The sequence below is a fragment of the Mycolicibacterium tokaiense genome, assembly GCF_010725885.1.
GTDB classification, from domain to species: Bacteria; Actinomycetota; Actinomycetes; order Mycobacteriales; family Mycobacteriaceae; genus Mycobacterium; species Mycobacterium tokaiense.
In genome coordinates this window covers 6189719-6212216 of sequence record NZ_AP022600.1, presented here as the reverse complement: position 1 = coordinate 6212216, position 22498 = coordinate 6189719, and the positions used below count along the sequence as shown (strand labels likewise).

Genomic DNA, 22498 nt, shown 5'->3' with positions numbered 1-22498 from the left:
GATTTCCTGTGAGGCAACAATGTCTACCACTGGTGGAAGGTGCCATGAAACCCGACCTCGACGTGACCAGTGTGCCGGCCTGGGCTGTGGCACCGCAGGAACCCGATGCCGACCTGACCGGCCGGTTCTGGACGGTGGTGGGCTTCGGCGCTGCTGCGGAATCGATCGTCGATCGCTGGATCACCCAGATCCGCGGGGCGCACCCGGACCCGTCCCTGTCGGTGCACCTCGTGGAATCCGGAGCCGATGACGCTGCGGCCGAGGCGGTCTCGGCCGATTTGGGTGCGGCGCTGGTCGGATGGCGGCTGCTGCTCGCGGGCCCGGCCGACGCATGCCTGCGGCTGCGCGCGCACGCGCTGCGCGGCGGTGTCGCCGACGACGAGATCGTGGTGGCGAGCACCGCCGTGGGGACCCGCGACGTGGACTGCGCCCACTGCGGTGCGCGCACCCGCGCGGACGTGGGCCTCGAGGAGGTGGTGCCCTGCGTCAACTGCAATCGCAAACTGCTTGTGTACTACCATGTTTCACGGCTGCGTGGCGCTCATCTCGGTTTCATGGTCGACGCCGAGGAGGTGGCCTCGTGACCGCCGTCGAATTGGTGGTGAAAGCCATCGACGATGGCGTGCCCGGTGTCCGCACCCTCACACTGGCCCGGGCCGACGGAGCGACGCTGCCCTCCTTCACCCCGGGCAGCCATCTGGTCATCGAATGCGGTGGCAAGGCCAACGCCTACTCGCTCACCTCGGACAGCGTTGCCCCCTGCGAGTACACCGTGTCGGTATTGGAATGCCTCGACGGCGCCGGGGGGTCACGCTGGATCCACCAGGAGCTGGCGGTCGGGGACCGGGTGCTCACCCGCCCGCCGCGCAGCGCGTTTGCTCCCGTGCTGCGCGCCCGCCGACACCTGTTGGTGGCCGCCGGTATCGGCATCACCCCGATGGTGTCCCATCTGCGTAGCGCGGCCCGGTGGGGACGGCAGACCCAGGTGCTCTATCTGCACCGCGACGGCAGGGGCGCCTACCTCGACGAGGTCAAGTCCCTGACCGATGAGGCGCGCACCTACACCGAGCGCGCCACGTTCCTGGCCGATCTGCTGCCTGCCCTGGCGAACCAGCCCTTCGGTACGCACCTCTATGTGTGCGGGCCCGCGTCGTTCATGGATGACGTGATCGCCTCCGCGGTCCAGCTGGGGTGGCCCGGAAGTCGGATCCACCTGGAGCGCTTCGGTATCGACGCGCTGGACCCGGGGGAGCCCTTCGAGGTGACGCTGACCGCACGCGGGGAGAGTTTTGTCGTCGACTCCGGTGTCTCCCTGTTGGAGGCACTCCAGGCCCGCGGTCACGACATTCCCAACCTGTGTCGGCAGGGCGTGTGTGGCGAGTGCCGGGTTCCGGTGGCGGCGGGGGAGATCCTGCACCGCGACCTGTACCTCAGCGACGCCGACAAGCAGGCCTGCAACGCCATGATGAGCTGCGTCTCGCGGGCCGTCGGCGGCCGCATCGAACTGTCCCTGTGAAAGGAAGCCCCACCGTGACCTCGTTGATCTCCGCACCGGATCTGCTGCGCACCTTTCCTTTTCCCTTCCCGACCGAGAACTACCGGTACAGCACCAACGTGGAGCCCGCGGGCACCGCGGTGCAGACTCCAGTGGGCCGCTGGGGCGAGCGCGTCATCGACATCGACAGCGAGTACGAGACCGAGCTGGCCGAGCGCAGCCGCATCCTGGCACAGGACCCGTCGCGCTGCGCGGTGCTGCCGCACATGCGCGCCGCCTGTTGGGACGTGATGCTGAGCCTGATGACGGAGCTGGCCACGGCTTATCCGGACACCATGTCGTTGACTCGTGACGGCGACGTGTGGCACTGGCGCAACAACAAGCTGGGCCTGGACGCGGATTTTGTGGTCGGCGATGAGTCGACACTGCCCGCCGAACCGTTGGCGTTCATCGCCGCACAGGTGCAGGAGGACATCGTGCTGCTCGACCAGCGCGACGGCGACCTGTTCGGTGACGCCGGGGTGGTGACCTTCGCCGCCGATTGGTCCTTCGGCTTCGACGTCGGCATGACCTTCCTCGAGATCCACGGGCCGGTGCCGCGGCTGCGGGAGAGCGGCGTGATCACCCGGGCCCGCGAATTCCTGATGCGGTTGCAGCCGAACGAGACCTACCGTCGCACCAACTGGTCGATGACCGTCGGGCGGCGCCTGGATGTCTCCACCGAGCTCTATCACGAGTGGGGACCCGACCGGCCCATGGTGGGGACCGTCGACGACGAGACCTTCGGCCGGCTGGTGCATCTGCGGGTGGAGGTGCAGCATCTGATCCGGTTGCCCGAGTCGGGCGCCATCTGTTTCCTCATCCGCACCTACATGCTGCCGCTGGCTGACCTGGTGACTGTCGAGCCGTGGCGCGCCCGCGCCGAGATGGTGCTGGCGGAACTGCCCGATGACATGGCCGACTACAAGGGAATCATCTCCTACCGCGATCGGGCGGTGGCCTGGCTGCGATCCCACGCCCCCCACTGAAATTGCCGAGCGGACGCGAACTCGGGTGATCTCCGAAGAGATCACCCGAGTTCACGTCTGCTCGGCAAAGGGATCAGTAGACGGGCGGTTCGCCTTCCGCAGCGGGACCCGCCTCGATCGGCTGGTGCTCGATGATCGCCTTGTACGCGTGGTTCTCGTGCTGGATCATCCGGGCGAAGAACCCGACGAACAGCACCACGGCGAGGATGACGGCGATCCACACGCCGACGGAGTTGCCGCCGAAGGTGAAGACCGGGCCCAGTTCGTCGTAACTGTCGATGGGACTGAACATTTATTTCACCCCCTCGCCGGCGCCGAGCACCGCAGTGCCACTGGAGGACTTCATGGTCGTCATCGGAATGCCCTCGGGGTACGGCGTGGCCGGAACCTCGGCAAGGTCGAGGCCCTGCTCTTCCACCTGCGACGGGATGCGCAGCAGCCCGGCCTTCTTCAGCGCCAGCGACACCAGGTAGGCGGGGAGGAAGCCCAGAGCGGCGAAGACCAGCGCGCCCACGGCCTGACCCCAGAACGAGATGGACGGATTGCCATCGGTATTGGGGTAACCGGCCAGGAAGATCCCGGCGACCAGCACGGAGTACAGCCCGACACCGCCGTGCACGGTCACCGCACCCACCACGTCGTCGATCTTGAACTTCTCGATCAGCTTGCCGATGAACGGAATCAGCGCACCGGCCACCAGGGCGATGACGAACGCAAGCGCCGGGTGGTAGAGGTCCATGCCGGCTGCGACGCCGATGATGCCGGCCAGGCCGCCTGAAATGGTCCAGAAGGGCTCACCGCGCGACGTGATGTAGGTGCCGATGATGCCGCCGGCCAGACCCATCAGGGCGTTGAACGCGAAGGCGGACAACGTGGTCGGGCTGCCGTAGATGGTGGCATAGCCCTCTGGCGAGTAGATGACGCAGCCCATCAGGAAGCCGAAGAAGCCGGCGAAGATGAGCATCAGGCCGAGCATGGTGAGCGGCAGGTTGTGTGGCCGGATGGTGATCGGCGTGCCGTCGGGGGCAAAGCGCCCGATGCGCGGTCCGAGGTTGATCAGGATGCCCAGGGTCGCGAAGCCCGCGATCATGTGCACACAGCCGGCAGCGCCGACGTCGTGGAAACCGAGCTGGGTCAGCATCCAGCCGGCACCGTGCCAGCCCCACGCCGCGCCGATGATCCAGACCACCGAGCCGACGAGGACGGTCAGGATCAGGAAGGCGCTGGTGCGGATCCGCTCCAGCACGGCGCCGGACATGATCGAGCCGGTGGTGGCGGCGAAGAGCGCGAAGGCGCCCCAGAAGATGCCGCTGGCGGAGTCAGCGGTGTTGGGGCCCATGTTGTCGCTCCACGGCAGCGCGGCCTTGGCCGCGTCGGTCATCTCGATGAAGCCGCTCGGCATGGCGTTGTAGAGGAACCAGCCGACAAAAAAGAACGACGCGATGATGGTGGCCAGGGCCAGCAAGTTCTTCATGGCCGTCGCCAGCACGTTCTTGGAACGCGACGCGCCCATTTCGTAGGCGAGGAAGCCGGCGTGGATGAGCATCATCACCGCGATGGACATCCAGTAGAAGAACTCATTGTTGACCGCAGCCATGGTCGTCAATGCGTCCTCGACTTCAGGTGTCAAGGGAAACCTCCACGGTTCGGAACTTCTGTGGTTTCTCCACAGTGTTCGGGGGGTACTGCCGGGATACGAGGCTTGACGCTAGCTGTGGGCGTGTGTCCCGCCTGTCACCGCGCGTTAATTTGCTGTGAAGTCCTTCTGTGAGACGCGCGCGACCGTGCACGTTCCGGATCATGGTCGGCGCAAAGGTGTTCGCGGCCCACGTGATCGTGAATCCGTGGCGGCCTGGATTGGCCGATATCGCCTGTCTGGGGTCTCGCGCGCCCGTGGCGCTGTGATCCCGAGATCTGAATCTCATGGCGCCGTCACACGGGCGAAACACAACCGTGTTTACCTTTGGTGTACATTGACCACTGCGAGGAAACACTCGTGATCAAGGAAGGCATCCGAGATGGCAGCTCCCACGGATCTGGCTCAGGCGGCGAAGGATTCGAACACCCGGTTCATCCTCGCGCTGTTCGTCGATCTGCGCGGTAAACCGTGCGCCAAGCTGGTGCCGGTCGAGGCCGTCGACATGCTGGTGGACGAGGGCGTGGGATTCGCGGGGTATGCCGTCGGAGCCATCGGGCAGGAGCCCAAGGATCCCGACCTGATGGCCATGCCGGACGCGGCGTCGTTCACCCCCATCCCCTTCATCAAGGAGGGGCTGGGCATCGTGCACTGCGATCCCCACGTGGAGGGCAAGCCGTGGCCGTTCGCTCCCCGGGTGATCCTCAAGTCCATGCTCACCCGCGCCGCCGACAGTGACCTGACGGCCTACGTGGGCGCCGAGGTGGAGTACTTCCTCCTTCGCCGCGAGGCCGACGGCACCTTGGCCACCGCCGATCCCGGGGACCACGCCGACCAACCGTGCTACGACGCCCGCGGCGTGACGCGGATGTTCGACCATCTGGCCGGCATCTCGACGGCGATGAACAGCCTGGGCTGGGGCAACTACGCCAACGACCACGAAGACGGCAACGGGCAGTTCGAGCAGAACTTCACCTACTCCGACGCCCTCACCACCGCCGACCGGGTGATCACCCTGCGCTACCTGCTGACCATGCTGGCCGAACAGCGCGGCATGATCGCCACCTTCATGGGCAAGCCGTTCAGTGACCGCACCGGCAGCGGCATGCACCTGCATCTGTCGTTGCGCGGAAAAGACGGCGAAGCCGTGTTTCCCGATGGCGACGATCCCCGGGGGCTGGGGCTCTCGCCCCTGGCCTACAACTTCGTGGGCGGCATCCTCGAGCACAGCTGTGCGCTGCAGGCCGTGGTGGCTCCCACCGTGAACGCCTACAAGCGCACCGGTGCGGTCTCCACCACCTCCGGCGCCAGCTGGGCGCCGCGCACCCCGACCTACGGCGGTAACGACCGCACACACTACGTGCGCATCCCCGACGACCAACGGATCGAACTGCGTGGCCCGGACGGTTCGGCCAACCCGTACCTCGCCATTGCGGCGGCTCTGGGCGCCGGCCTGGACGGTATCAAGCGCAACATCGATCCCGGCGAGCCTGCCGCGCCCACCGAGCAACGGCTGCAACCGCTTCCGTTGACACTGCTGCACGCGGTGGAGGCGCTGGAGGCCGACGACGTGGTGTCCAGTGCGCTGGACGGCGCGGGCGAGGGCGTCGCCACCTACTTCGCCAACCTCAAGCGCGAAGAGTTCTTCACCTGGCACCGCGAGGTGACGCCATGGGAGATCGACCGCTACCTGCAGGCGTTCTGAGTAAGGAGTCCAACTGATGTGCGGAATCGTGGGGTTGCATCTGCGCAACCCTGAGCTCTACCCCCGGCTCGGTGAGTTGCTCACCGGGATGCTCTGTGAGATGGGGGAGCGCGGCTCGGATTCGGCGGGGGTGGCCGTCTACGGCGACCCCACCTGGTCGCCGCCCGGGCACAGCACCGTGTCGCTACTGGAAGTACCTGCTGCGCAGGCGGATTCCCTGGGTGCTGTGCTGGGTGAGGCGCTGGGAGCCGAGGTGACGGTGCTGCCGCTGGCCGACACCCTGGTGGTGCATGCCCCGGTGGACACCGAGGTGCTGCTGGGCGCGGCGCGGGCCGCGGTGCCCACCGCGCTGGTGGCCGGCTTCGGTCAGGATGTCGCGGTGCTCAAGGGCGTCGGCCACCCGCGCGACCTCGCTGCGCGCTACGGACTGGCGCAGGCGCAGGGCTGGCAGGGCGTCGGGCACACCCGGATGGCCACCGAGTCGGCAGTCAACGCCGCAGGCTGCCATCCGTACGCGGTGGGGTCCGACCAGTGCCTGGTGCACAACGGATCCTTCGCCAACCATGCCACCATCCGGCGCGAACTGCGCGCCGCAGGTGTGCATTTCGACAGCGAGAACGACACCGAGGTGGGCGCCCGCTTCGTCGCCCACCAGCTGGCCTCCGGAGCAGATGTGGAACTGGCGCTCAAGCGCCTGTGCGCCGAGTTCGACGGCTTCTACACGCTGCTGGTGTCCAACTCCGACTCCTTCGCGGTGGTGCGCGATGCCATCGCCTGTAAGCCGGCCGTGGTGGCCGAGACCGACGACTGGGTGGCCATGGCCTCCGAATACCGCGCCCTGGTGGGCCTGCCCGGTATCGAGACCGCGCACCTGTTCGAACCCGAACCCGAGGTGGTGTACGCATGGAGCCGGTGACAACCTTCGACCTGCAGCACAGCAGCGTGCGAGAAATCAACGCCGCCTTGCATGCTCGCGACATCGACGGCGACTTCGTGATCGAGAATCCGGCCGGTGCGCACAATCTGGCCGTGGGGTTGGACGCCGCGGTGCGGCTGCGGATCGCCGGGCACGTCGGCTACTACGCCGCCGGGATGAACCAGCATGCCGAGGTGACCATCGAGGGCAATGCCGGGGTGGGGCTCGCCGAGAACATGATGAGCGGGACCGTGCTGGTCAAGGGCAACGCCTCCCAGTCGGCGGGGGCCACCGCACACGGGGGGCTGCTCGTCATCGAGGGTGACGCCGCGGCCCGCTGTGGCATCTCGATGAAAGGGGTCAACATCGTCGTCGGCGGCAACGCCGGGCACATGAGCGCCTTCATGGCCCAGAGCGGCACCCTGGTGATCCGAGGTGATGTCGGTGATGCACTGGGGGATTCGATCTACGAAGCCCGCATCTACGTCCGCGGCGAGGTGGCCTCCCTCGGTGCCGACTGTGTGCCCAAGTCCATGGACGACAATCACCACGCCGAATTGGCCGCGCTGCTCAAAGAGGCCGGATTCGACGACGAGACCAGCACCTACACCAGATACGGGTCGGGGCGGTCGCTGTATCACTTCCACTCCGACAACACGTACTGAGCTTTCGAGGATCCCGATATGAATGATGACGCCCGCGTTCAGCGCGGCCTGCGTGAGTCCGCCACCTTCGACCGCGCCACCATCGCCGACATCCAGCGCGCCGCCGCCACCGGGGTGTACGACATCCGGGGCTGGGGGGCCAAGCGCAAGCTGCCGCACCTCGACGATCTGGCGTTCCTGGGTGCCAGCATGTCCCGCTACCCGCTGGAGGGCTACCGCGAGCGGTGCGACACCGATGTGGTGCTCGGCAGCAGGTACGCCAAACATCCTCTGCACCTCAGCATTCCGGTGACGATCGCGGGAATGAGCTTCGGCTCGCTGTCGGCCAACGCCAAGGAGGCGCTGGGCCGCGGGGCCAGCGAAGTGGGCACCTCGACCACCACCGGCGACGGCGGCATGACCCCCGAGGAGCGGGGCCAGAGCAAGTACCTGGTGTATCAGTACCTGCCCAGCCGGTACGGGATGAACCCCGACGACCTGCGCAAGGCCGACGCCATCGAGATCGTGCTCGGCCAGGGCGCCAAGCCGGGCGGTGGCGGAATGCTGCTGGGGCAGAAGATCACCGAGCGGGTGGCGCGGATGCGGAACCTGCCCGAGGGCATCGACCAGCGCAGCGCGTGCCGGCATCCCGACTGGACCGGACCCGACGACCTGACCATCAAGATCAACGAACTGCGTGAGCTGACCGACTGGGAGAAGCCCATCTTCGTCAAGATGGGTGCGTCGCGTACCTATTACGACGTCAAGCTGGCAGTCCACGCCGGCGCCGATGTGGTGGTGGTCGACGGCATGCAGGGCGGCACCGCGGCCACCCAGGACGTGTTCATCGAACACGTCGGGATCCCGACGCTGGCCGCCATCCCGCAGGCGGTGCAGGCGTTGCAGGAGTTGGGCGTTCATCGTCAGGTCCAGTTGGTGGTCTCCGGTGGCATCCGCAACGGCGCCGACGTCGCCAAGGCGCTGGCGCTGGGCGCCGACGCGGTGTCGATCGGTACCGCCGCTCTGATCGCTCTGGGCGACAACGATCCGCGCTACGCCGACGAATACGACAAGATCGGCAGCGCAGCAGGTTTCTACGATGACTTCCAGGACGGCCGGGACCCCGCCGGCATCACCACCCAGGACCCGCAGCTGTCCGCGCGGCTGGACCCGGTGGAGGCCGGCCGGCGTCTGGCCAATTACCTGCGGGTGATGACCATGGAGGCCCAGACCATCGCGCGGGCGTGCGGCAAAGCCCATGTGCAGCACCTGGAACCCGAGGACCTGGTGGCGTTGACCATCGAAGCCGCTGCCATGGCCCGCATCCCGCTGGCCGGCACGTCCTGGATCCCCGGCCATGCCTGAGGTGGTCATCGTCGGCGGTGGACTCGAGGGCGCCGCCACCGCCTGGGCGCTGTCCCAGCGCGGCGTCACCGACGTCCTGGTCCTGGAGCGCTCCACGGTCGGATCCGGGATGACCGGGAAGTCCAGCGGCATCGTGCGCTGCCACTATGGCGTCAGCTCGCTGGCTGCCATGAGCCAGTACGGCCTGGAGGTGTTCGAAGCGGCGCAGGAACACTTCGGCCAGCCCATCGGATTCCACGGCACCGGGTATGTGGTGGGCGTCGGCGAGGGGGACGTCGAGGCGCTGGACGCCAACCTGGCCGCGCAGCAGGCTGTCGGGGTGCAGACCGAGCGCATCGATCGCAGCGATGTCGCGAAGCTCTGGCCCACGGCATATCTCGATGATTTCGCCGGGTTCGCCTACGAGCCGCGCGGTGGTTACGGCGACGCCTACATGACCGCGCAGGCGATGGCTGTCACCGCACGCGCGGCCGGGGTGACGATCCGCCAGAGCACGCCGGTGTCCGAGATCGTGGTCGACGGTGACCGGGTGACGGGCGTCCGGTTGCGCGACGGGGAATTCATCGCCTGCGGCACCGTGGTGCTGGCCACTGGGGCCTGGGCGCCGCCATTCCTGGCGGCATTGGGGATCGACCTGTCGGTGACCGTGGTGCGCGAGCAGATCGTCATGCTCAAGCCCCCCGCCGACGCCGGCGAGGTGAATTCGTTGCCGGTGTTCTCCGATCTGGTGTCGCTGCAGTACGTGCGTCCTGACGTGGGCGGGGAGATCCTGTTCGGCAACAGCGACCTGGCGACCATCGAGACCGCGGATCCGGACGCCTACAGCAACCGCGCGGACAGCGACTTCCTGGAGGCCACGGTGGAGAAGCTGGCCCACCGCTTCCCGGGGCTGGCCGACGGTGCCGTCGCCTCCACCTACGCCGGGTGTTACGACGTCACACCGGATTTCAACCCGGTGATGTCGCGCACCGACATCGAGGGTCTGGTGCTCGCCGTGGGGTTCAGCGGGCACGGCTTCAAGATCGCGCCTGCGGTGGGCCGGCTGGTGGCCGACCTGGTGGTCGACGGCCGCAGTAGCGACCCCCGCATTCCCGAGTCGGATTTCCGGCTTTCCCGCTTCGCGGAGGGGCAGAAGCTCAGCAGCCCGCATCCCTATGCGGCCGCGGGCCAGCTGCGCTAGCCGACGTCGAGCCCGAGGTGGCGGCGCATGGCCGCCGCCGCCTCGCCCAGTGCGGCCAGCTGGGCGGGGGACAGCGCGTCGACGAACACCTCTTTGACGGCGCGCAGGTGCGGGACCGTGCTGGCGCGGAACGCGCGGGCCCCGTCGTCGGTGAGCACCACGCGCGCGCCCCGGGCATCCTCGGGACACGGTTCGCGACGCACCAGCCCGCGTTTCTCCATGCGGCCCAGGTGTCCGGACAGTCGGCTGCGCTCCCACTCGATGTGGGCGGCGAGCTCCGAGGACCGCAACGCGGTGCCGTCGGCCTCGCTGAGCGCCAACAGGATGCGGTAGTCGCCGCTGGAGAGTTGTGAATCCTGGTGCAGGCGTGCGTCGATGCGCGCCCGGACGATCTCGAAGGTCTCGATGTGGGCCCGCCAGATCGCGAGTTCGTCCTTGTCGGGCAGCCGGCGCGTGGTCATCGCCACCCAGGGTAGTTGACGTGTGAACAATCTCCGGCATGATTGACGTGTCAATCACTTGGAGGATGAACCGCGTATGGATGTCTCGCAGATCGAGTTCGGTATCGACAGCTTCGGCGACCGGCCCCGCGACGACCGCGGAGAGGTGGTCTCGCATGCCGAGGCCATCCGCGCCGCGGTGCGGGAAGCGGTGCTCGCCGACCAGGTCGGCATCGACGTGGTGGCGCTGGGCGAACACCACCGGCCCGAATACGCCATCTCGAGCCCGGAGACGGTACTGGCCGGCATCGCGACGGCGACCACGCGCATCCGGCTCGCCTCCGGGGTCACCGTGCTGTCTTCGGACGACCCGGTGCGGGTCTATCAGCGGTTCGCCACCGTCGACGCGTTGTCCCGCGGCCGCGCCGAGGTGATCCTCGGGCGCGGATCGTTCACGGAGTCGTTCCCGCTGTTCGGGTACGACCTCGCTGACTACGAGGTGCTGTTCGAGGAGAAGATCGAGCTGTTCCACCGGCTGCTGGACGAGAAGCCGGTCACCTGGACGGGCACTACCCGTGCTGCCCTGCAGGACGCGGACGTGTTCCCCAAGACCGACTCCGGCCGACTCAACACCTGGGTCGGCGTGGGCGGATCGCCGGAATCGGTGGTGCGGACCGCCCGCTACGGGTTCGGTCTGATGCTGGCCATCATCGGCGGCGCGCCCGAGCGCTTCGCGCCCTACCTGGAGCTGTACCGGCACGCCGCGCAGGAATTCGGCACCATCGCCCGACCGGTCGGCATGCACTCGCCAGGCTTCGTCGCCGCCACCGACGAGGAGGCCAAGGAGCTGTACTACCCGGGGTACCGGGAGATCCGCGACCGCATCGGCGCGCTGCGGGGCTGGCCGCCGCTGCGGCGCGCGGAATTCGACTCCGAGGTGGCCGGGGGTTCGCTGTACGTCGGTTCCGTCGAGACGGTCGCCAGGAAGATCGCCCGCGCTATCGGGGTGCTCGGCGTGGGCCGGTTCGACATGATCTATTCGTCCGCCGGAACCGTCTCTGCCAGTGCCCGGCTGCGGTCGGTGGAGCTGTACGGGACCCAGGTCATTCCCCGGGTCCGCGAGCTGCTGGCCGAGTCGTGAGCGCCGGGCGGCGGTCGGCCAGGTAGCGTCTCACGGCATGACCGACGATCCACTGCTGCGAAACCGCGCTGGTAGCGCGGGGGAGCGCACACCGGCGGAGCCGCTGCTGGGCGCCGGACTCGAAGGTGCGATCGCCCGCAACGTGCGCGCCCTGCGCACGCAGAGTGGACTGTCGGTGTCGGAGATGGCCGATCGGGTGGGCATCTCGAAGGCGATGATGTCGAAGATCGAGAACGCGCAAACCTCCTGCAGCCTAGCCACTCTCGCGCGGCTGGCGGCCGGGCTCGATGTCCCGGTGACGTCGTTGTTCCGCGGCGTGGACGCCGAACGGGCGGCGGTGTTCACCGCCAAGGGCACCGGGCCGCAGATCGCCCGCAACGGCACCCAGGTGGGGCACCATTACGAGTTGCTGGGCGCGTTGCGCGGCCAGCACAAGCGGTTGGAGTCGCTGCTGGTGACGTTGACCACCGAGAGCGAGACCTATCCGCTGTTCCAGCATCCGGGGACCGAGTTCATCTACCAGCTCGAAGGGGTGATGGAGTACGGCCACGGCGCGTCGGTGTACCGGCTGGAGCCTGGCGATTCGCTGCAATTCGACGGCGAGGGCGCGCACGGCCCGACCGCGCTGATCTCCCTGCCCATCCGCTTCCTGTCCGTGATCGCCTTCCCCGACACCACCCCCTGACGAAATCACGCCGACATCGCTCGGTAACGACGGCAGAGGAGGATGGGACGGTGACAGTCCGCCGCCACACGCTCGCCGGTCAGACGTACACCTTCGATCACCTGGTGCAGGTGCTGGCCAAGGCCTCACCCGCCCGGTCGGGGGATCAACTGGCCGGCTGCGCCGCCGAGACCGATGCCGAGCGCGCTGCCGCCCGCTACGCCCTGGCCGAGATCCCGCTGACCGACTTCCTCACCGAGGTGGTGGTGCCCTACGAGACCGACGAGGTCACCCGGCTGATCATCGACAGCCACGACGCGCAGGCCTTCGCCCCGGTGTCCTCGATGACCGTCGGGGAGTTGCGAAACTGGTTGCTGCGCATGGTCGTCGACCCCACTGGGCCGCAGCAGGTGAGTGCGCTGGCGCCCGGGCTCACCCCGGAGATGGTGGCCGCGGTGAGCAAGCTGATGCGCAACCAGGACCTGGTGGCGGTGGCCCGGTTGCCGCTGGTGACGTCGGCCTTCCGTTCCACCATCGGCCTGCCCGGCCGCCTCGCCAGCCGCCTGCAGCCCAACCACCCCACCGACAATCCGCTGGGGGTCGCCGCGGCAACCCTGGACGGCCTGCTGATGGGCAGCGGGGATGCCGTGATCGGTATCAATCCCGCCACCGATTCACCGCGCGCGGTCGCCGACCTGCTGCGGCTGCTCGACGAGATCCGCTCCCGCTACGACATTCCCACCCAGTCGTGCGTGCTGACCCACGTCACCACCACCATCGACCTGATCGGCAAAGGTGCCCCGGTGGATCTGGTGTTCCAGTCGATCGCCGGCACCGAAGCCACCAACAAGGGTTTCGGCGTCACCGTGGATCTGCTGCGCGAGGGCATGGAGGCGGGCCGGTCCCTGCACCGCGGTACGGTCGGCACCAACGTCATGTACCTCGAAACCGGTCAGGGCTCGGCCCTGTCGGCCGGCGGCCACCTCGGTGTTGGCGATCAACCCGTCGATCAGCAAACCCTGGAAGCCCGTGCCTACGCGGTGGCCCGCGAGGTCGAGCCCCTGTTGGTGAACACCGTGGTGGGGTTCATCGGTCCGGAGTATCTCTACGACGGCAAGCAGATCATCCGCGCGGGGCTGGAGGACAACTTCTGCGGCCGGCTGCTGGGCCTGCCCATGGGCGTGGACGTCTGCTACACCAACCACGCCGAGGCCGACGGCGACGACATGGACGTGCTGCTGACGCTGCTGGCCGCGGCGGGAACGGCCTTCGTGATCGCGGTGCCCGGCGCCGACGACGTGATGCTGGGCTACCAGAGCCTGTCCTTCCACGACGTGCTCTACGCGCGCCGCACGCTGGGGCTGGGGCCCGCTCCGGAGTTCGAGCAGTGGCTGGCGGCCCAGGACATGATCGGAGCGGACGGCCTGATCCGGCCGCTGGAAGCCAGCGCCTCGTCGCTGCGGGCATTGGCAGCCAGCGCGTGAGTGACACCGAACGCGCCCTGTGGGACCGGCTGCGGGCGCACACCCGGTCCAGGATCGGCCTCGGCCGTGCGGGCGACGCCCTGGACATCGCTGCGGTACTGGACCTCTCGGCCGCGCACGCCGCCGCCCGCGACGCCGTGCACTCCGCGGTCGACGCCGACGCACTGGCCGCGTCCCTGAGCGAGCTGGGCGTGGGACCGGTCCCGGTGATCACCAGCCGCGCCCCTGATCGCTCCACCTATCTGCGCCGTCCGGATCTCGGCCGGCAGCCCGCCGACCTGTCCGCGCTCTGCCGGACGGAGCCGGATGTCGCGATCGTGGTCTGCGACGGGTTGTCGGCCCGGGCGGTCACCGACCACGCCGTGCCGATGGTCAGGGCGCTGGTGGAAGCTCTCGGCGGGGCCGCGGTGTCCGTCGTCGTCGCCACCCAGGCGCGGGTGGCCCTCGGTGACCACGTGGCCGCCGCGCTCGGCGCCGACGCCGTGGTGGTGCTGATCGGGGAGCGCCCCGGCCTGTCGGTCGCCGACAGTCTGGGTGCCTACCTGTCGTACCGGCCGCGGCCGGGCATGGCGGACTCGGAACGCAACTGCGTGTCCAACATCCACAGCCACGGCGTGGCGTACCCGCGCGCTGCGGCGGTGGTGGCCGCACTGCTGGCCGGCGCCAAGCAGCTGGGCCGATCAGGGGTGGATCTCAAGGACACCTCTGAGGATGTGTTGACCGAGGCGCAGCAGGCTGCCGCGCTGGGCTGAGGTGTGCTACCACTGGCCCATGTCCACCACCGCGTTCGCCGAGCTCGACGACTATCTGAACCTGCCGCGGGTCACCGGACTGGCGGCCAGTGCCGACGGCCGCCGCGTGGTGATGGCGCTGGCCGAGCTGAACGACAAGAAAACCGAATTCCGCACCGCGCTCTGGGAACTCGACCCCGACGCGGCGGCGCCACCCCGGCGGCTGACGCGCGGCGTGAAGGGGGAGTCGGCGCCGGCATTCACCGCCGCAGGTGACCTGCTGTTCCTGGCGGTGCGTCCCGACGGCGACGATGACACCCCGCCGACCGCGCTGTGGCGGCTGCCCGCGGCAGGCGGGGAGGCCGAGCAGATCCTGGCCCTGCCCGGCGGGGTCGACGGTGTCCGCACCGCCCGCGCAGCAGAGCGCACCGTGGTGACCGCGGCTCTGCTGCCGTCGTCCGCCGACCTGGACGACGAACGCCGCCTGCGCGCGCTGCGCAAGGACACGAAGATCGACGCCATCCTGCACACCGGCTACCCGGTCCGGTACTGGGACGCCGACCTGGGCCCGGGGCAACCCCACCTGCTGGATGCCGCCGACCGCCGCGATCTGACCCCCGATCCCGGGAATGCGCTGCGGGAGGCCAGTTTCGACGTCAGCGCCGACGGCACGTTCATCGTGGCTGCCTGGCGGGTGCCCGGGCCGGCGGCGTCACTGCGCAGTGTGCTGGTGCGCATCGACGTCGCCTCCGGCAACCGCGAGGTCATCGCCGAGGACCCCGGCGCCGACCTGGAGTCTCCGGTGATCTCCCCGGACTGCACCCAGGTGGCGTTCCTGCGGGAGTCGGTGTCCACGCCGCAGCAGGCTCCGCGGATCACGCTGTGCCGCATGAGTCTGGGATCAGTAGAGATCGAGACCGTGGCGCCGAACTGGGACCGGTGGCCCGTGTCGGCCACCTGGTCCGCCGACGGCGCGGCGCTGCTGGTGGTGGCCGACGACGGTGGCCGCAGCCCGGTGTTTCGGGTGGGCCTCGACGGCCACGTCACTCGGCTGACCGACGATGACTTCGCCTACACCAACGTGATCGCCACCGACGCCGGTGATTTCGCCCTGCGCAGCAGCTACGCCGCCCCACCGCACCCGGTGCGTCTGGATACCGACGGCACCGTCACGGTGCTGCCCGGTGTCGAACTGCCGGCCCTGCCCGGCGAGCTCACCGAGATCGAGGCCACCGCGACCGACGGCCGCACGGTGCGCTCGTGGCTGGTGCTGCCGGTGGACCAGGAGCCTGCTCCGCTGCTCCTCTGGATCCACGGCGGGCCACTCGGCAGCTGGAACGCCTGGTCGTGGCGGTGGAATCCGTGGCTGCTGGCCGCCGGGGGGTACGCGGTGCTGCTGCCCGATCCGGCGCTGTCCACCGGGTACGGCCAGGACTTCATCCAGGTCGGCTGGGGCGCCTGGGGTGGCCCACCGTTCACCGACCTGATGGCCGCCACCGACGCCGCGTGCGCGCACCCGCGGATCGACGCGACCCGCACCGCCGCCATGGGCGGCTCCTTCGGCGGGTACATGGCCAACTGGGTGGCCGGCCACACCGACCGGTTCGCCGCCATCGTCACCCACGCCAGCCTGTGGGCGCTCGACCAGTTCGGCGCCACCACCGACTCGTCCTACTACTGGATGCGGGAGATGACCCCGGAGATGGCGGTCGAGAATTCGCCGCACCGCCACGTCCACAGCATCGCCACCCCGATGCTGGTGATCCACGGCGACAAGGACTATCGCGTGCCGATCGGGGAGGCGCTGCGGCTGTGGTTCGAACTGCTGACCGCCTCCGGGCTGCCCGCCGACGACGACGGCAACTCACCGCACCGCTTCCTGTACTTCCCGTCGGAGAATCACTGGGTGCTGCACCCCGCGCACGCGAAGCTCTGGTATCAGGTGGTGACGGCATTCCTCGCAGAGCACGTGCTGGGGGAGACCGTCGCATTGCCGGAGACGCTGGGCTGACCGACCGGTAGGTTGAGATCATGACCGCAGCGGACCGTGAATTCGACATCGTGGTGTACGGGGCGACGGGCTTCGCCGGCAGACTCACCGCGCTCTACCTGGCCACCGCAGGTGGGGATGCGCGCATCGCCCTGGCGGGCCGCTCGGCGGACAAGCTGATCAAGGTGCGCGACTCCCTGGGCCCCGCCGCGCAGTCCTGGCCGCTGATCACCGCCGACGCCTCGCAGCCCTCCACCCTCAACGCCATGGCCGCGCGCACCCGGGTGGTGATCACCACGGTGGGGCCCTACACCAAGTACGGGCTACCGCTGGTCGCGGCGTGCGCGGCCGCGGGCACCGACTACGCCGACCTCACCGGCGAGACGATGTTCATCCGCGACAGCATCGACACCTACCACAAGGAAGCCGCCGACACCGGGGCCCGCATCGTGCACTCCTGTGGATTCGATTCCGTCCCTTCTGATCTCACCGTCTACGCCCTGCACAAACAGGCGCAGGCCGACGGCGCCGGGGACCTGCTGGACACCACGATGGTGGTGCGTCGGTTCGCCGGCGGGGTCTCCGGCGGCACCGTCGCCTCCATGCTCGAGGTGATGAAGACGGCGTCGAAGGACCCGGCCGCGCGGGCTGCGATGCTCGATCCCTACACCCTGAGCACCGACCGTGGGGCCGAGCCCGAACTCGGCGCCCAGCCCGACATCGCCTGGCGCAAGGGGGTCCAGATCGCCCCCGAGCTGGCCGGCGTCTGGACCGGGGCGTTCGTGATGGCTGCCACCAACTCCCGGATCGTGCGGCGCAGCAATGCGCTGCTGAACTGGAGCTACGGCCGCCGGTTCGCCTACAGCGAGGTGATGAGCATGGGCTCGTCGCCGATGGCGCCCATCGCCGCGGCCGTGGGCACCGCCACCAATGCCGCCGTGCTCGCACTGGGTAGCCGGTACTTCGACAAGCTGCCCGACCGGCTGGTGCAACGCATCGTCCCGAAGCCGGGCACCGGCCCCAGCGAAGCGACCCGTGAGCGCGGGCACTACACCGTCGAGACCTACACCACCACAACCACCGGGGCGCGCTACCGCACCACCATGGCCCAGGTGGGCGACCCGGGCTACAAGTCCACCGCAGTCCTGCTCGGCGAGTGCGGGCTGGCCTTGGCGCTGCACCGCGACACCCTCTCCGATCTGCGCGGTGTGCTCACTCCCGCCGCCGCCATGGGCGACGCCCTGCTGGATCTGCTGCCCGCCGCGGACGGTGTCACCCTGGAGACCACCCGGCTGAACTGACCGACCGACATGCCGACGTGGGTGCGCCGCCCGCCGGGCCCGGTGCTGGCCGGGGCGACGCTGATCGCCGGTGCGGCCCTGCTGTGGGCCGCCAGCCTGCCGGGCTCAAACTTCGGCCTGGCGATGTACGCGGTGCTGGCCGGCGCCGTCCTGTGCGCCGCGTGGCTGGTGCGGACACTGTGCTTCCTGATCACGGCCAAGCGGTTCTCCTGGTGGCTGCTGGTCGTCCCCACCGTGGTGGTGCTGTGCCTGAGCCTGAGCGCGGCGCAGGTACCGCTGCGGGTGCGGTTCGTGCTGGCCGAGGACGCCTTCACCCGGGCGGCGGACGCGGCGGTCGCCGACCCGCAGGCCGCCGACATCCTCGCCGGCGACATCGGCAGCTACCCCGTCAGCGCCGTGGCCGTGTACCGGGACCGGGTGTACTTCACCGTCGCCGGCGGCGGTTTCCTGGACGAGAGCGGATTCGCGCACCTGCCCTCGGGGCCGCCCGCGGTCGACGACCCGATCGGAGAGTCGGTGACCGTGACCGCCCTCACCGGGGACTGGTACGTCTTCAGCTCCACCTGGTGAGCGCACAACCCGCAGTCCCCGGCGCTCGCGCGGCTCCCTAGAATTGACCGGTGACTGCCAGCTCCCACACCGACGCCGCCGCCTCCCGGGCACAAGACCTACCCAAGTCCTGGGACCCGTCGGCGGTAGAGAGCGAGCTGTACGAGGGCTGGGTCGCCGCCGGGTACTTCACTGCCGATCCGGCCAGCGACAAGCCGCCGTACTCGATCGTGCTGCCGCCGCCGAACGTCACCGGCAGCCTGCACATGGGCCATGCCCTGGACCACACCATCATGGATGCGCTGACCCGGCGCCGCCGGATGCAGGGTTACGAGGTGCTGTGGTTGCCCGGCATGGACCATGCGGGCATCGCCACCCAGTCGGTGGTGGAAAAGCAGCTGACGGTCGACGGCAAGACCAAAGAGGACTTCGGTCGCGACCTATTCATCGAGAAGGTGTGGGACTGGAAGCGTGAGTCCGGGGGCACCATCGGCGGCCAGATGCGCCGCCTCGGCGACGGGGTGGACTGGAGCCGGGACCGTTTCACCATGGACGAGGGCCTGTCCCGCGCCGTGCGCACCATCTTCAAACGGCTCTATGACGCCGGGCTGATCTACCAGGCCGAGCGGCTGGTCAACTGGTCGCCGGTGCTGCAGACCGCCATCAGCGACCTCGAGGTGAAGTACGAGGACGTCGAGGGTGAGCTGGTGTCGTTCCGGTACGGCTCGCTGAACGACGACGAACCCCACATCGTGGTGGCCACCACCCGGATGGAGACCATGCTGGGTGACACGGCCATCGCCGTGCACCCCGACGACGAGCGCTACCGCGCGCTGGTGGGCCAGACCCTCCCGCACCCGTTCCAGGACCGCGACATCACCATCGTCGCCGACGAGCACGTCGACCCCGAATTCGGCACCGGCGCAGTCAAGGTCACTCCCGCCCACGATCCGAACGACTTCGAGATCGGCATGCGGCACAACCTCGCCATGCCGACGATGATGGACAAAACCGGCCGCATCGCCGACACCGGCACCCAGTTCGACGGCATGGACCGCTTCGAAGCCCGCGTGGCGGTGCGCGAGGCGCTGGCCGCCCAAGGCCGCATCGTCGCCGAGAAGCGCCCCTACCTGCACAGCGTCGGACACTCAGAGCGCAGCGGTGAACCCATCGAACCGCGCCTGAGCCTGCAGTGGTGGGTCAAGGTGGAGTCGTTGGCCAAGGCCTCCGGGGACGCGGTGCGCAACGGCGACACCGTGATCCACCCCGCCAGCCTCGAGCCGCGCTGGTTCGCCTGGGTGGACAACATGCACGACTGGTGCATCTCGCGCCAGCTGTGGTGGGGCCACCGCATCCCGATCTGGCACGGCCCCGACGGTCAGCAGGTGTGCCTGGGCCCAGACGAGACCCCGCCGGAGGGCTGGGAGCAGGACCCCGACGTCCTGGACACCTGGTTCTCCTCGGCGCTGTGGCCGTTCTCCACGATGGGCTGGCCGGAGCGCACCCCCGAACTCGAGAAGTTCTATCCCACCACCGTTCTGGTGACCGGATACGACATCCTGTTCTTCTGGGTGGCCCGGATGATGATGTTCGGCACCTTCGTCGCGGGCGACGACGTGATAAGCGCGGGCACCGTCCCGTTCCAGAATGTGTTCCTGCACGGCCTGATCCGTGACGAGTTCGGCCGCAAGATGAGCAAGTCCAAAGGCAACGGCATCGACCCGCTGGACTGGGTGGAGATGTTCGGCGCCGACGCGCTGCGCTTCACCCTGGCCCGCGGCGCCAGCCCCGGCGGTGACCTTTCCATCGGAGAGGACCACGCCCGCGCGTCGCGCAACTTCGCCACCAAGGTCTTCAACGCCACCCGCTTCGCCTTGATGAACGGCGCCGAACCTGCTGCGCTGCCGGAACTCATCGAACTCACCGATGCCGACCGGTGGATCCTGGGCCGGCTCGAGGAGGTCCGGGTCGACGCCGATGCGGCATTCGAGAACTACGAGTTCAGCCGGGCCTGCGAGGCGCTCTACCACTTCGCCTGGGACGAGTTCTGCGACTGGTACGTCGAATTGGCGAAAGTGCAACTGGGCCAAGGTTTGACGCACACCACCGCAGTGCTGGCCGCGGTGCTCGACACCCTGCTCAAACTGCTGCACCCGGTGATGCCGTTCGTCACCGAAACCCTGTGGAAGGCGCTCACCGGCGGTGAGTCGCTGGTGATCGCCGACTGGCCGGAGCCCTCCGGGATCGTCTCCGACCACGCGGCGGCGCAGCGGGTCGCGGATCTGCAGAAACTGGTCACCGAGGTGCGCCGCTTCCGCAGCGACCAGGGTCTGGCCGACCGCCAGCGGGTGCCGGCCCGGCTCACAGGCATCGACGCCGCCGGGCTGGCCGAGCACCTCGGTGCCACCACGTCGCTGTCCTGGCTGACCGAACCGGCCGACGGCTTCACCCCGTCGGCATCCATCGAGGTGCGCCTGGCCGGGGGCACGGTGCAGGTGGAGCTCGACACCTCGGGCACCGTCGACGTCGCCGCCGAACGTCGCCGCCTGGAGAAGGATCTGGCCGCCGCACAGAAGGAACTGGCGGGCACCACCGCAAAACTGGGCAACGAGGCGTTCCTGGCCAAGGCGCCCGAGGCCGTCGTCGCCAAGATCCGGGACCGACAGCAGCTCGCCGGCGAAGAAGTGGACCGGATCAGCGCGCGCCTGGCCGGATTGGCATGACGGACTCCGACTTTCCCGACGAGTTCGCCGACGGGTTCGACGACCCCGGGGCCATCACACCCGAGGCGATCATCGAGCCCAGCCCCGACGAGGTGGCCGCCCTGCTGCAGGTCGAGCACCTGCTGGACCAGCGCTGGCCGGAAACCAAGATCGAACCGAGCACCGCGCGGATCTCGGCGCTCATGGAGCTGCTCGGCTCGCCGCAGCGCAACTACCCGAGCATCCACATCGCGGGGACCAACGGCAAGACCTCGGTGGCCCGGATGGTCGACGCGCTGATCAGTGCGCTGCACCAGCGCACCGGGCGAACCACCAGCCCGCATCTGCAATCGGCCACCGAACGCATCTCGATCGACAACAAGCCGATCAGTCCGGCCAAGTACGTCGAGACCTACCGGGAGATCGAGCCTTTCGTCGAACTCGTCGACCAGCAGTCCCATGCCTCGGGCGGGCCGTCGATGAGCAAGTTCGAGGTCGTGACGGCCATGGCGTTCGCGGCGTTCGCCGACGCCCCGGTGGACGTCGCGATCGTCGAGGTGGGACTCGGCGGCCGGTGGGACGCCACCAACGTCGTCGACGCCCCGGTGGCCGTCATCACCCCGGTGGGGATGGACCATATGGAGTACCTGGGCAACGACATCGCCACCATCGCGGGGGAGAAGGCCGGCATCATCCGCAAGGTCGACGCCGACGAGGTATTGCCCGAGGGGGTGGATCCCAGCATGGTCGCGATCGTGGCGCAGCAGGCCCCCGAGGCCATGGAAGTCATCATGGCGCAAGCGGTTTCGGCGGAGGCCGCCGTGGCCCGCGAGGGGTCGGAGTTCGCTGTGCTGGCGCGGCAGATCGCCATCGGTGGCCAGCTGCTGGAACTGCAGGGCCTCGGCGGGGTGTACTCGGAAGTGTTCCTGCCGCTGCATGGTGAACACCAGGCCCACAACGCCGCTGTCGCGCTGGCCGCCGTCGAGGCGTTCTTCGGCGCGGGGGCCTCACGCCAGCTCGACATCGACGCGGTGCGGGCCGGGTTCGCCGCGGTGGCCAGCCCGGGCCGCCTGGAGCGGCTGCGCACCGCGCCGACGGTCTTCATCGACGCCGCCCACAACCCCGCCGGTGCGGCGGCGCTCGCGGCCACCCTGGCCGAGGAGTTCGATTTCCGGTTCCTGGTGGGCGTCGTCTCGGTGATGGCGGACAAGGACGTCGCCGGCATCCTGGATGCCCTGGAACCGGTGTTCGATCAGCTGGTGGTCACGCACAACGGCTCTCCGCGGGCGCTGGAGACCGACGCCCTGGCGCTGTTGGCCGAAGAGCGGTTCGGGCAGGAGCGGGTGATCACCGCCGCCACCCTCACCGACGCCGTGGAGACCGCCACCGCACTGGTCGAGGAGGCTGCCGAGGACGGCGGGGTGTCGGGTACGGGCATCGTCATCACCGGGTCGGTGGTCACCGCCGGGGCGGCGCGCACTCTGTTCGGCAAGGACCCGCAGTGACCGAGACCCCGCCACCGGCCCC

Annotated in this window: 20 protein-coding genes; 17 read left to right on the top strand and 3 right to left on the bottom strand. The window is 68.9% G+C overall.

From position 1 onward, the window contains the following. The first annotated feature begins 44 nt into the window (after nucleotides 1–44). Genes G6N58_RS29865 through G6N58_RS29855 form a run of 3 tightly spaced genes read left to right on the top strand, consistent with a single transcriptional unit; the run spans nucleotide 45 to nucleotide 2523 of the window. Nucleotides 45–584, top strand: coding sequence for a dimethylamine monooxygenase subunit DmmA family protein (locus tag G6N58_RS29865; protein ID WP_115281948.1), 540 nt, complete (start codon nucleotides 45–47; stop codon nucleotides 582–584). Beyond that, a complete protein-coding gene (locus G6N58_RS29860; protein ID WP_115280338.1) occupies nucleotides 581–1516 on the top strand; it encodes a PDR/VanB family oxidoreductase in 936 nt (311 codons plus the stop codon). Before G6N58_RS29865 ends, G6N58_RS29860 begins: the two co-directional genes overlap by 4 nt. 23 nt (nucleotides 1517–1539) lie before the next feature. Further along, on the top strand, nucleotides 1540–2523 hold the full coding sequence (locus G6N58_RS29855; protein ID WP_115281949.1) for a heme-dependent oxidative N-demethylase family protein: 984 nt from the start codon (nucleotides 1540–1542) through the stop codon (nucleotides 2521–2523). Nucleotides 2524–2596: 73 nt separating this feature from the next. Here the strand turns inward: G6N58_RS29855 and G6N58_RS29850 are convergent, their stop codons facing one another. Further along, nucleotides 2597–2815 (bottom strand): hypothetical protein, encoded by a 219-nt coding sequence (locus tag G6N58_RS29850; protein ID WP_115280339.1) that lies wholly within the window; start codon nucleotides 2813–2815, stop codon nucleotides 2597–2599. Next, a complete protein-coding gene (locus G6N58_RS29845; RefSeq protein WP_115280340.1) occupies nucleotides 2816–4153 on the bottom strand; it encodes an ammonium transporter in 1338 nt (445 codons plus the stop codon). A gap of 388 nt (nucleotides 4154–4541) precedes the next feature. Here G6N58_RS29845 and glnT point away from each other — a divergent pair, with 388 nt between their 5' ends. Genes glnT through G6N58_RS29820 form a run of 5 tightly spaced genes read left to right on the top strand, consistent with a single transcriptional unit; the run spans nucleotide 4542 to nucleotide 9969 of the window. Continuing rightward, nucleotides 4542–5864: a type III glutamate--ammonia ligase gene (gene glnT, locus G6N58_RS29840; RefSeq protein ID WP_115280341.1), complete on the top strand. Its 1323-nt coding sequence runs from the start codon at nucleotides 4542–4544 to the stop codon at nucleotides 5862–5864. Between the two features lie 16 nt (nucleotides 5865–5880). Further along, nucleotides 5881–6780, top strand: a complete 900-nt coding sequence (locus tag G6N58_RS29835) for a class II glutamine amidotransferase domain-containing protein (RefSeq protein WP_115280342.1) — start codon at nucleotides 5881–5883, stop codon at nucleotides 6778–6780. Beyond that, nucleotides 6768–7445, top strand: coding sequence for a GltB/FmdC/FwdC-like GXGXG domain-containing protein (locus G6N58_RS29830; RefSeq protein ID WP_115280343.1), 678 nt, complete (start codon nucleotides 6768–6770; stop codon nucleotides 7443–7445). The genes G6N58_RS29835 and G6N58_RS29830 overlap by 13 nt, the downstream gene beginning before the upstream one ends. 18 nt (nucleotides 7446–7463) lie before the next feature. Further along, nucleotides 7464–8789 carry an FMN-binding glutamate synthase family protein gene (locus G6N58_RS29825; protein WP_163908553.1) on the top strand — a complete coding sequence of 442 codons (1326 nt, stop codon included), beginning with the start codon at nucleotides 7464–7466 and terminating at the stop codon, nucleotides 8787–8789. Next, nucleotides 8782–9969: an NAD(P)/FAD-dependent oxidoreductase gene (locus tag G6N58_RS29820; RefSeq protein ID WP_163908551.1), complete on the top strand. Its 1188-nt coding sequence runs from the start codon at nucleotides 8782–8784 to the stop codon at nucleotides 9967–9969. Before G6N58_RS29825 ends, G6N58_RS29820 begins: the two co-directional genes overlap by 8 nt. Here the strand turns inward: G6N58_RS29820 and G6N58_RS29815 are convergent. After that, nucleotides 9966–10430, bottom strand: coding sequence for a MarR family winged helix-turn-helix transcriptional regulator (locus G6N58_RS29815; RefSeq protein WP_068917944.1), 465 nt, complete (start codon nucleotides 10428–10430; stop codon nucleotides 9966–9968). The two genes, G6N58_RS29820 and G6N58_RS29815, sit on opposite strands and share 4 nt — an antisense overlap. A gap of 76 nt (nucleotides 10431–10506) precedes the next feature. Here G6N58_RS29815 and G6N58_RS29810 point away from each other — a divergent pair, with 76 nt between their 5' ends. Genes G6N58_RS29810 through folC form a run of 9 tightly spaced genes read left to right on the top strand, consistent with a single transcriptional unit; the run spans nucleotide 10507 to nucleotide 22476 of the window. Continuing rightward, entirely contained in the window at nucleotides 10507–11550 is a 1044-nt protein-coding gene (locus tag G6N58_RS29810) for an LLM class flavin-dependent oxidoreductase (protein WP_068917943.1), read from the top strand. A 37-nt stretch (nucleotides 11551–11587) separates the two neighbouring features. Next, the gene (locus tag G6N58_RS29805) at nucleotides 11588–12235 is read left to right on the top strand and encodes a helix-turn-helix domain-containing protein (RefSeq protein WP_068917942.1); all 648 of its coding nucleotides are present in this window, start codon (nucleotides 11588–11590) and stop codon (nucleotides 12233–12235) included. Nucleotides 12236–12285: 50 nt separating this feature from the next. Next, the gene (locus G6N58_RS29800; protein WP_115280344.1) at nucleotides 12286–13698 is read left to right on the top strand and encodes an ethanolamine ammonia-lyase subunit EutB; all 1413 of its coding nucleotides are present in this window, start codon (nucleotides 12286–12288) and stop codon (nucleotides 13696–13698) included. Then, nucleotides 13695–14450: an ethanolamine ammonia-lyase subunit EutC gene (gene eutC / locus G6N58_RS29795; RefSeq protein ID WP_115280345.1), complete on the top strand. Its 756-nt coding sequence runs from the start codon at nucleotides 13695–13697 to the stop codon at nucleotides 14448–14450. The genes G6N58_RS29800 and eutC overlap by 4 nt, the downstream gene beginning before the upstream one ends. Before the next feature lie 19 nt (nucleotides 14451–14469). Further along, the gene (locus tag G6N58_RS29790; RefSeq protein ID WP_115281950.1) at nucleotides 14470–16440 is read left to right on the top strand and encodes a S9 family peptidase; all 1971 of its coding nucleotides are present in this window, start codon (nucleotides 14470–14472) and stop codon (nucleotides 16438–16440) included. Nucleotides 16441–16460: 20 nt separating this feature from the next. Then, nucleotides 16461–17720 (top strand): saccharopine dehydrogenase family protein, encoded by a 1260-nt coding sequence (locus tag G6N58_RS29785; RefSeq protein ID WP_115280346.1) that lies wholly within the window; start codon nucleotides 16461–16463, stop codon nucleotides 17718–17720. Nucleotides 17721–17729: 9 nt separating this feature from the next. Then, the gene (locus G6N58_RS29780) at nucleotides 17730–18290 is read left to right on the top strand and encodes a hypothetical protein (RefSeq protein ID WP_115280347.1); all 561 of its coding nucleotides are present in this window, start codon (nucleotides 17730–17732) and stop codon (nucleotides 18288–18290) included. Nucleotides 18291–18340: 50 nt separating this feature from the next. Then, nucleotides 18341–20992 (top strand): valine--tRNA ligase, encoded by a 2652-nt coding sequence (locus tag G6N58_RS29775; RefSeq protein WP_115280348.1) that lies wholly within the window; start codon nucleotides 18341–18343, stop codon nucleotides 20990–20992. After that, the gene (folC, locus tag G6N58_RS29770) at nucleotides 20989–22476 is read left to right on the top strand and encodes a bifunctional tetrahydrofolate synthase/dihydrofolate synthase (RefSeq protein WP_115280349.1); all 1488 of its coding nucleotides are present in this window, start codon (nucleotides 20989–20991) and stop codon (nucleotides 22474–22476) included. The genes G6N58_RS29775 and folC overlap by 4 nt, the downstream gene beginning before the upstream one ends. Nucleotides 22477–22498: the final 22 nt, after the last annotated feature.

Coding starts and splice junctions, on each gene's coding strand:
- G6N58_RS29865 (WP_115281948.1), top strand. CDS start 45: ATGAAACCCGACCTCGACGTGACCAGTGTGCCGGCCTGGGCTGTGGCA.
- G6N58_RS29810 (WP_068917943.1), top strand. CDS start 10,507: ATGGATGTCTCGCAGATCGAGTTCGGTATCGACAGCTTCGGCGACCGG.
- folC (WP_115280349.1), top strand. CDS start 20,989: ATGACGGACTCCGACTTTCCCGACGAGTTCGCCGACGGGTTCGACGAC.
- G6N58_RS29785 (WP_115280346.1), top strand. CDS start 16,461: ATGACCGCAGCGGACCGTGAATTCGACATCGTGGTGTACGGGGCGACG.
- G6N58_RS29805 (WP_068917942.1), top strand. CDS start 11,588: ATGACCGACGATCCACTGCTGCGAAACCGCGCTGGTAGCGCGGGGGAG.
- G6N58_RS29815 (WP_068917944.1), bottom strand. CDS start 10,430: ATGACCACGCGCCGGCTGCCCGACAAGGACGAACTCGCGATCTGGCGG.
- G6N58_RS29850 (WP_115280339.1), bottom strand. CDS start 2,815: ATGTTCAGTCCCATCGACAGTTACGACGAACTGGGCCCGGTCTTCACC.
- G6N58_RS29820 (WP_163908551.1), top strand. CDS start 8,782: ATGCCTGAGGTGGTCATCGTCGGCGGTGGACTCGAGGGCGCCGCCACC.
- G6N58_RS29790 (WP_115281950.1), top strand. CDS start 14,470: ATGTCCACCACCGCGTTCGCCGAGCTCGACGACTATCTGAACCTGCCG.
- G6N58_RS29825 (WP_163908553.1), top strand. CDS start 7,464: ATGAATGATGACGCCCGCGTTCAGCGCGGCCTGCGTGAGTCCGCCACC.
- G6N58_RS29830 (WP_115280343.1), top strand. CDS start 6,768: ATGGAGCCGGTGACAACCTTCGACCTGCAGCACAGCAGCGTGCGAGAA.
- glnT (WP_115280341.1), top strand. CDS start 4,542: ATGGCAGCTCCCACGGATCTGGCTCAGGCGGCGAAGGATTCGAACACC.
- G6N58_RS29780 (WP_115280347.1), top strand. CDS start 17,730: ATGCCGACGTGGGTGCGCCGCCCGCCGGGCCCGGTGCTGGCCGGGGCG.
- G6N58_RS29835 (WP_115280342.1), top strand. CDS start 5,881: ATGTGCGGAATCGTGGGGTTGCATCTGCGCAACCCTGAGCTCTACCCC.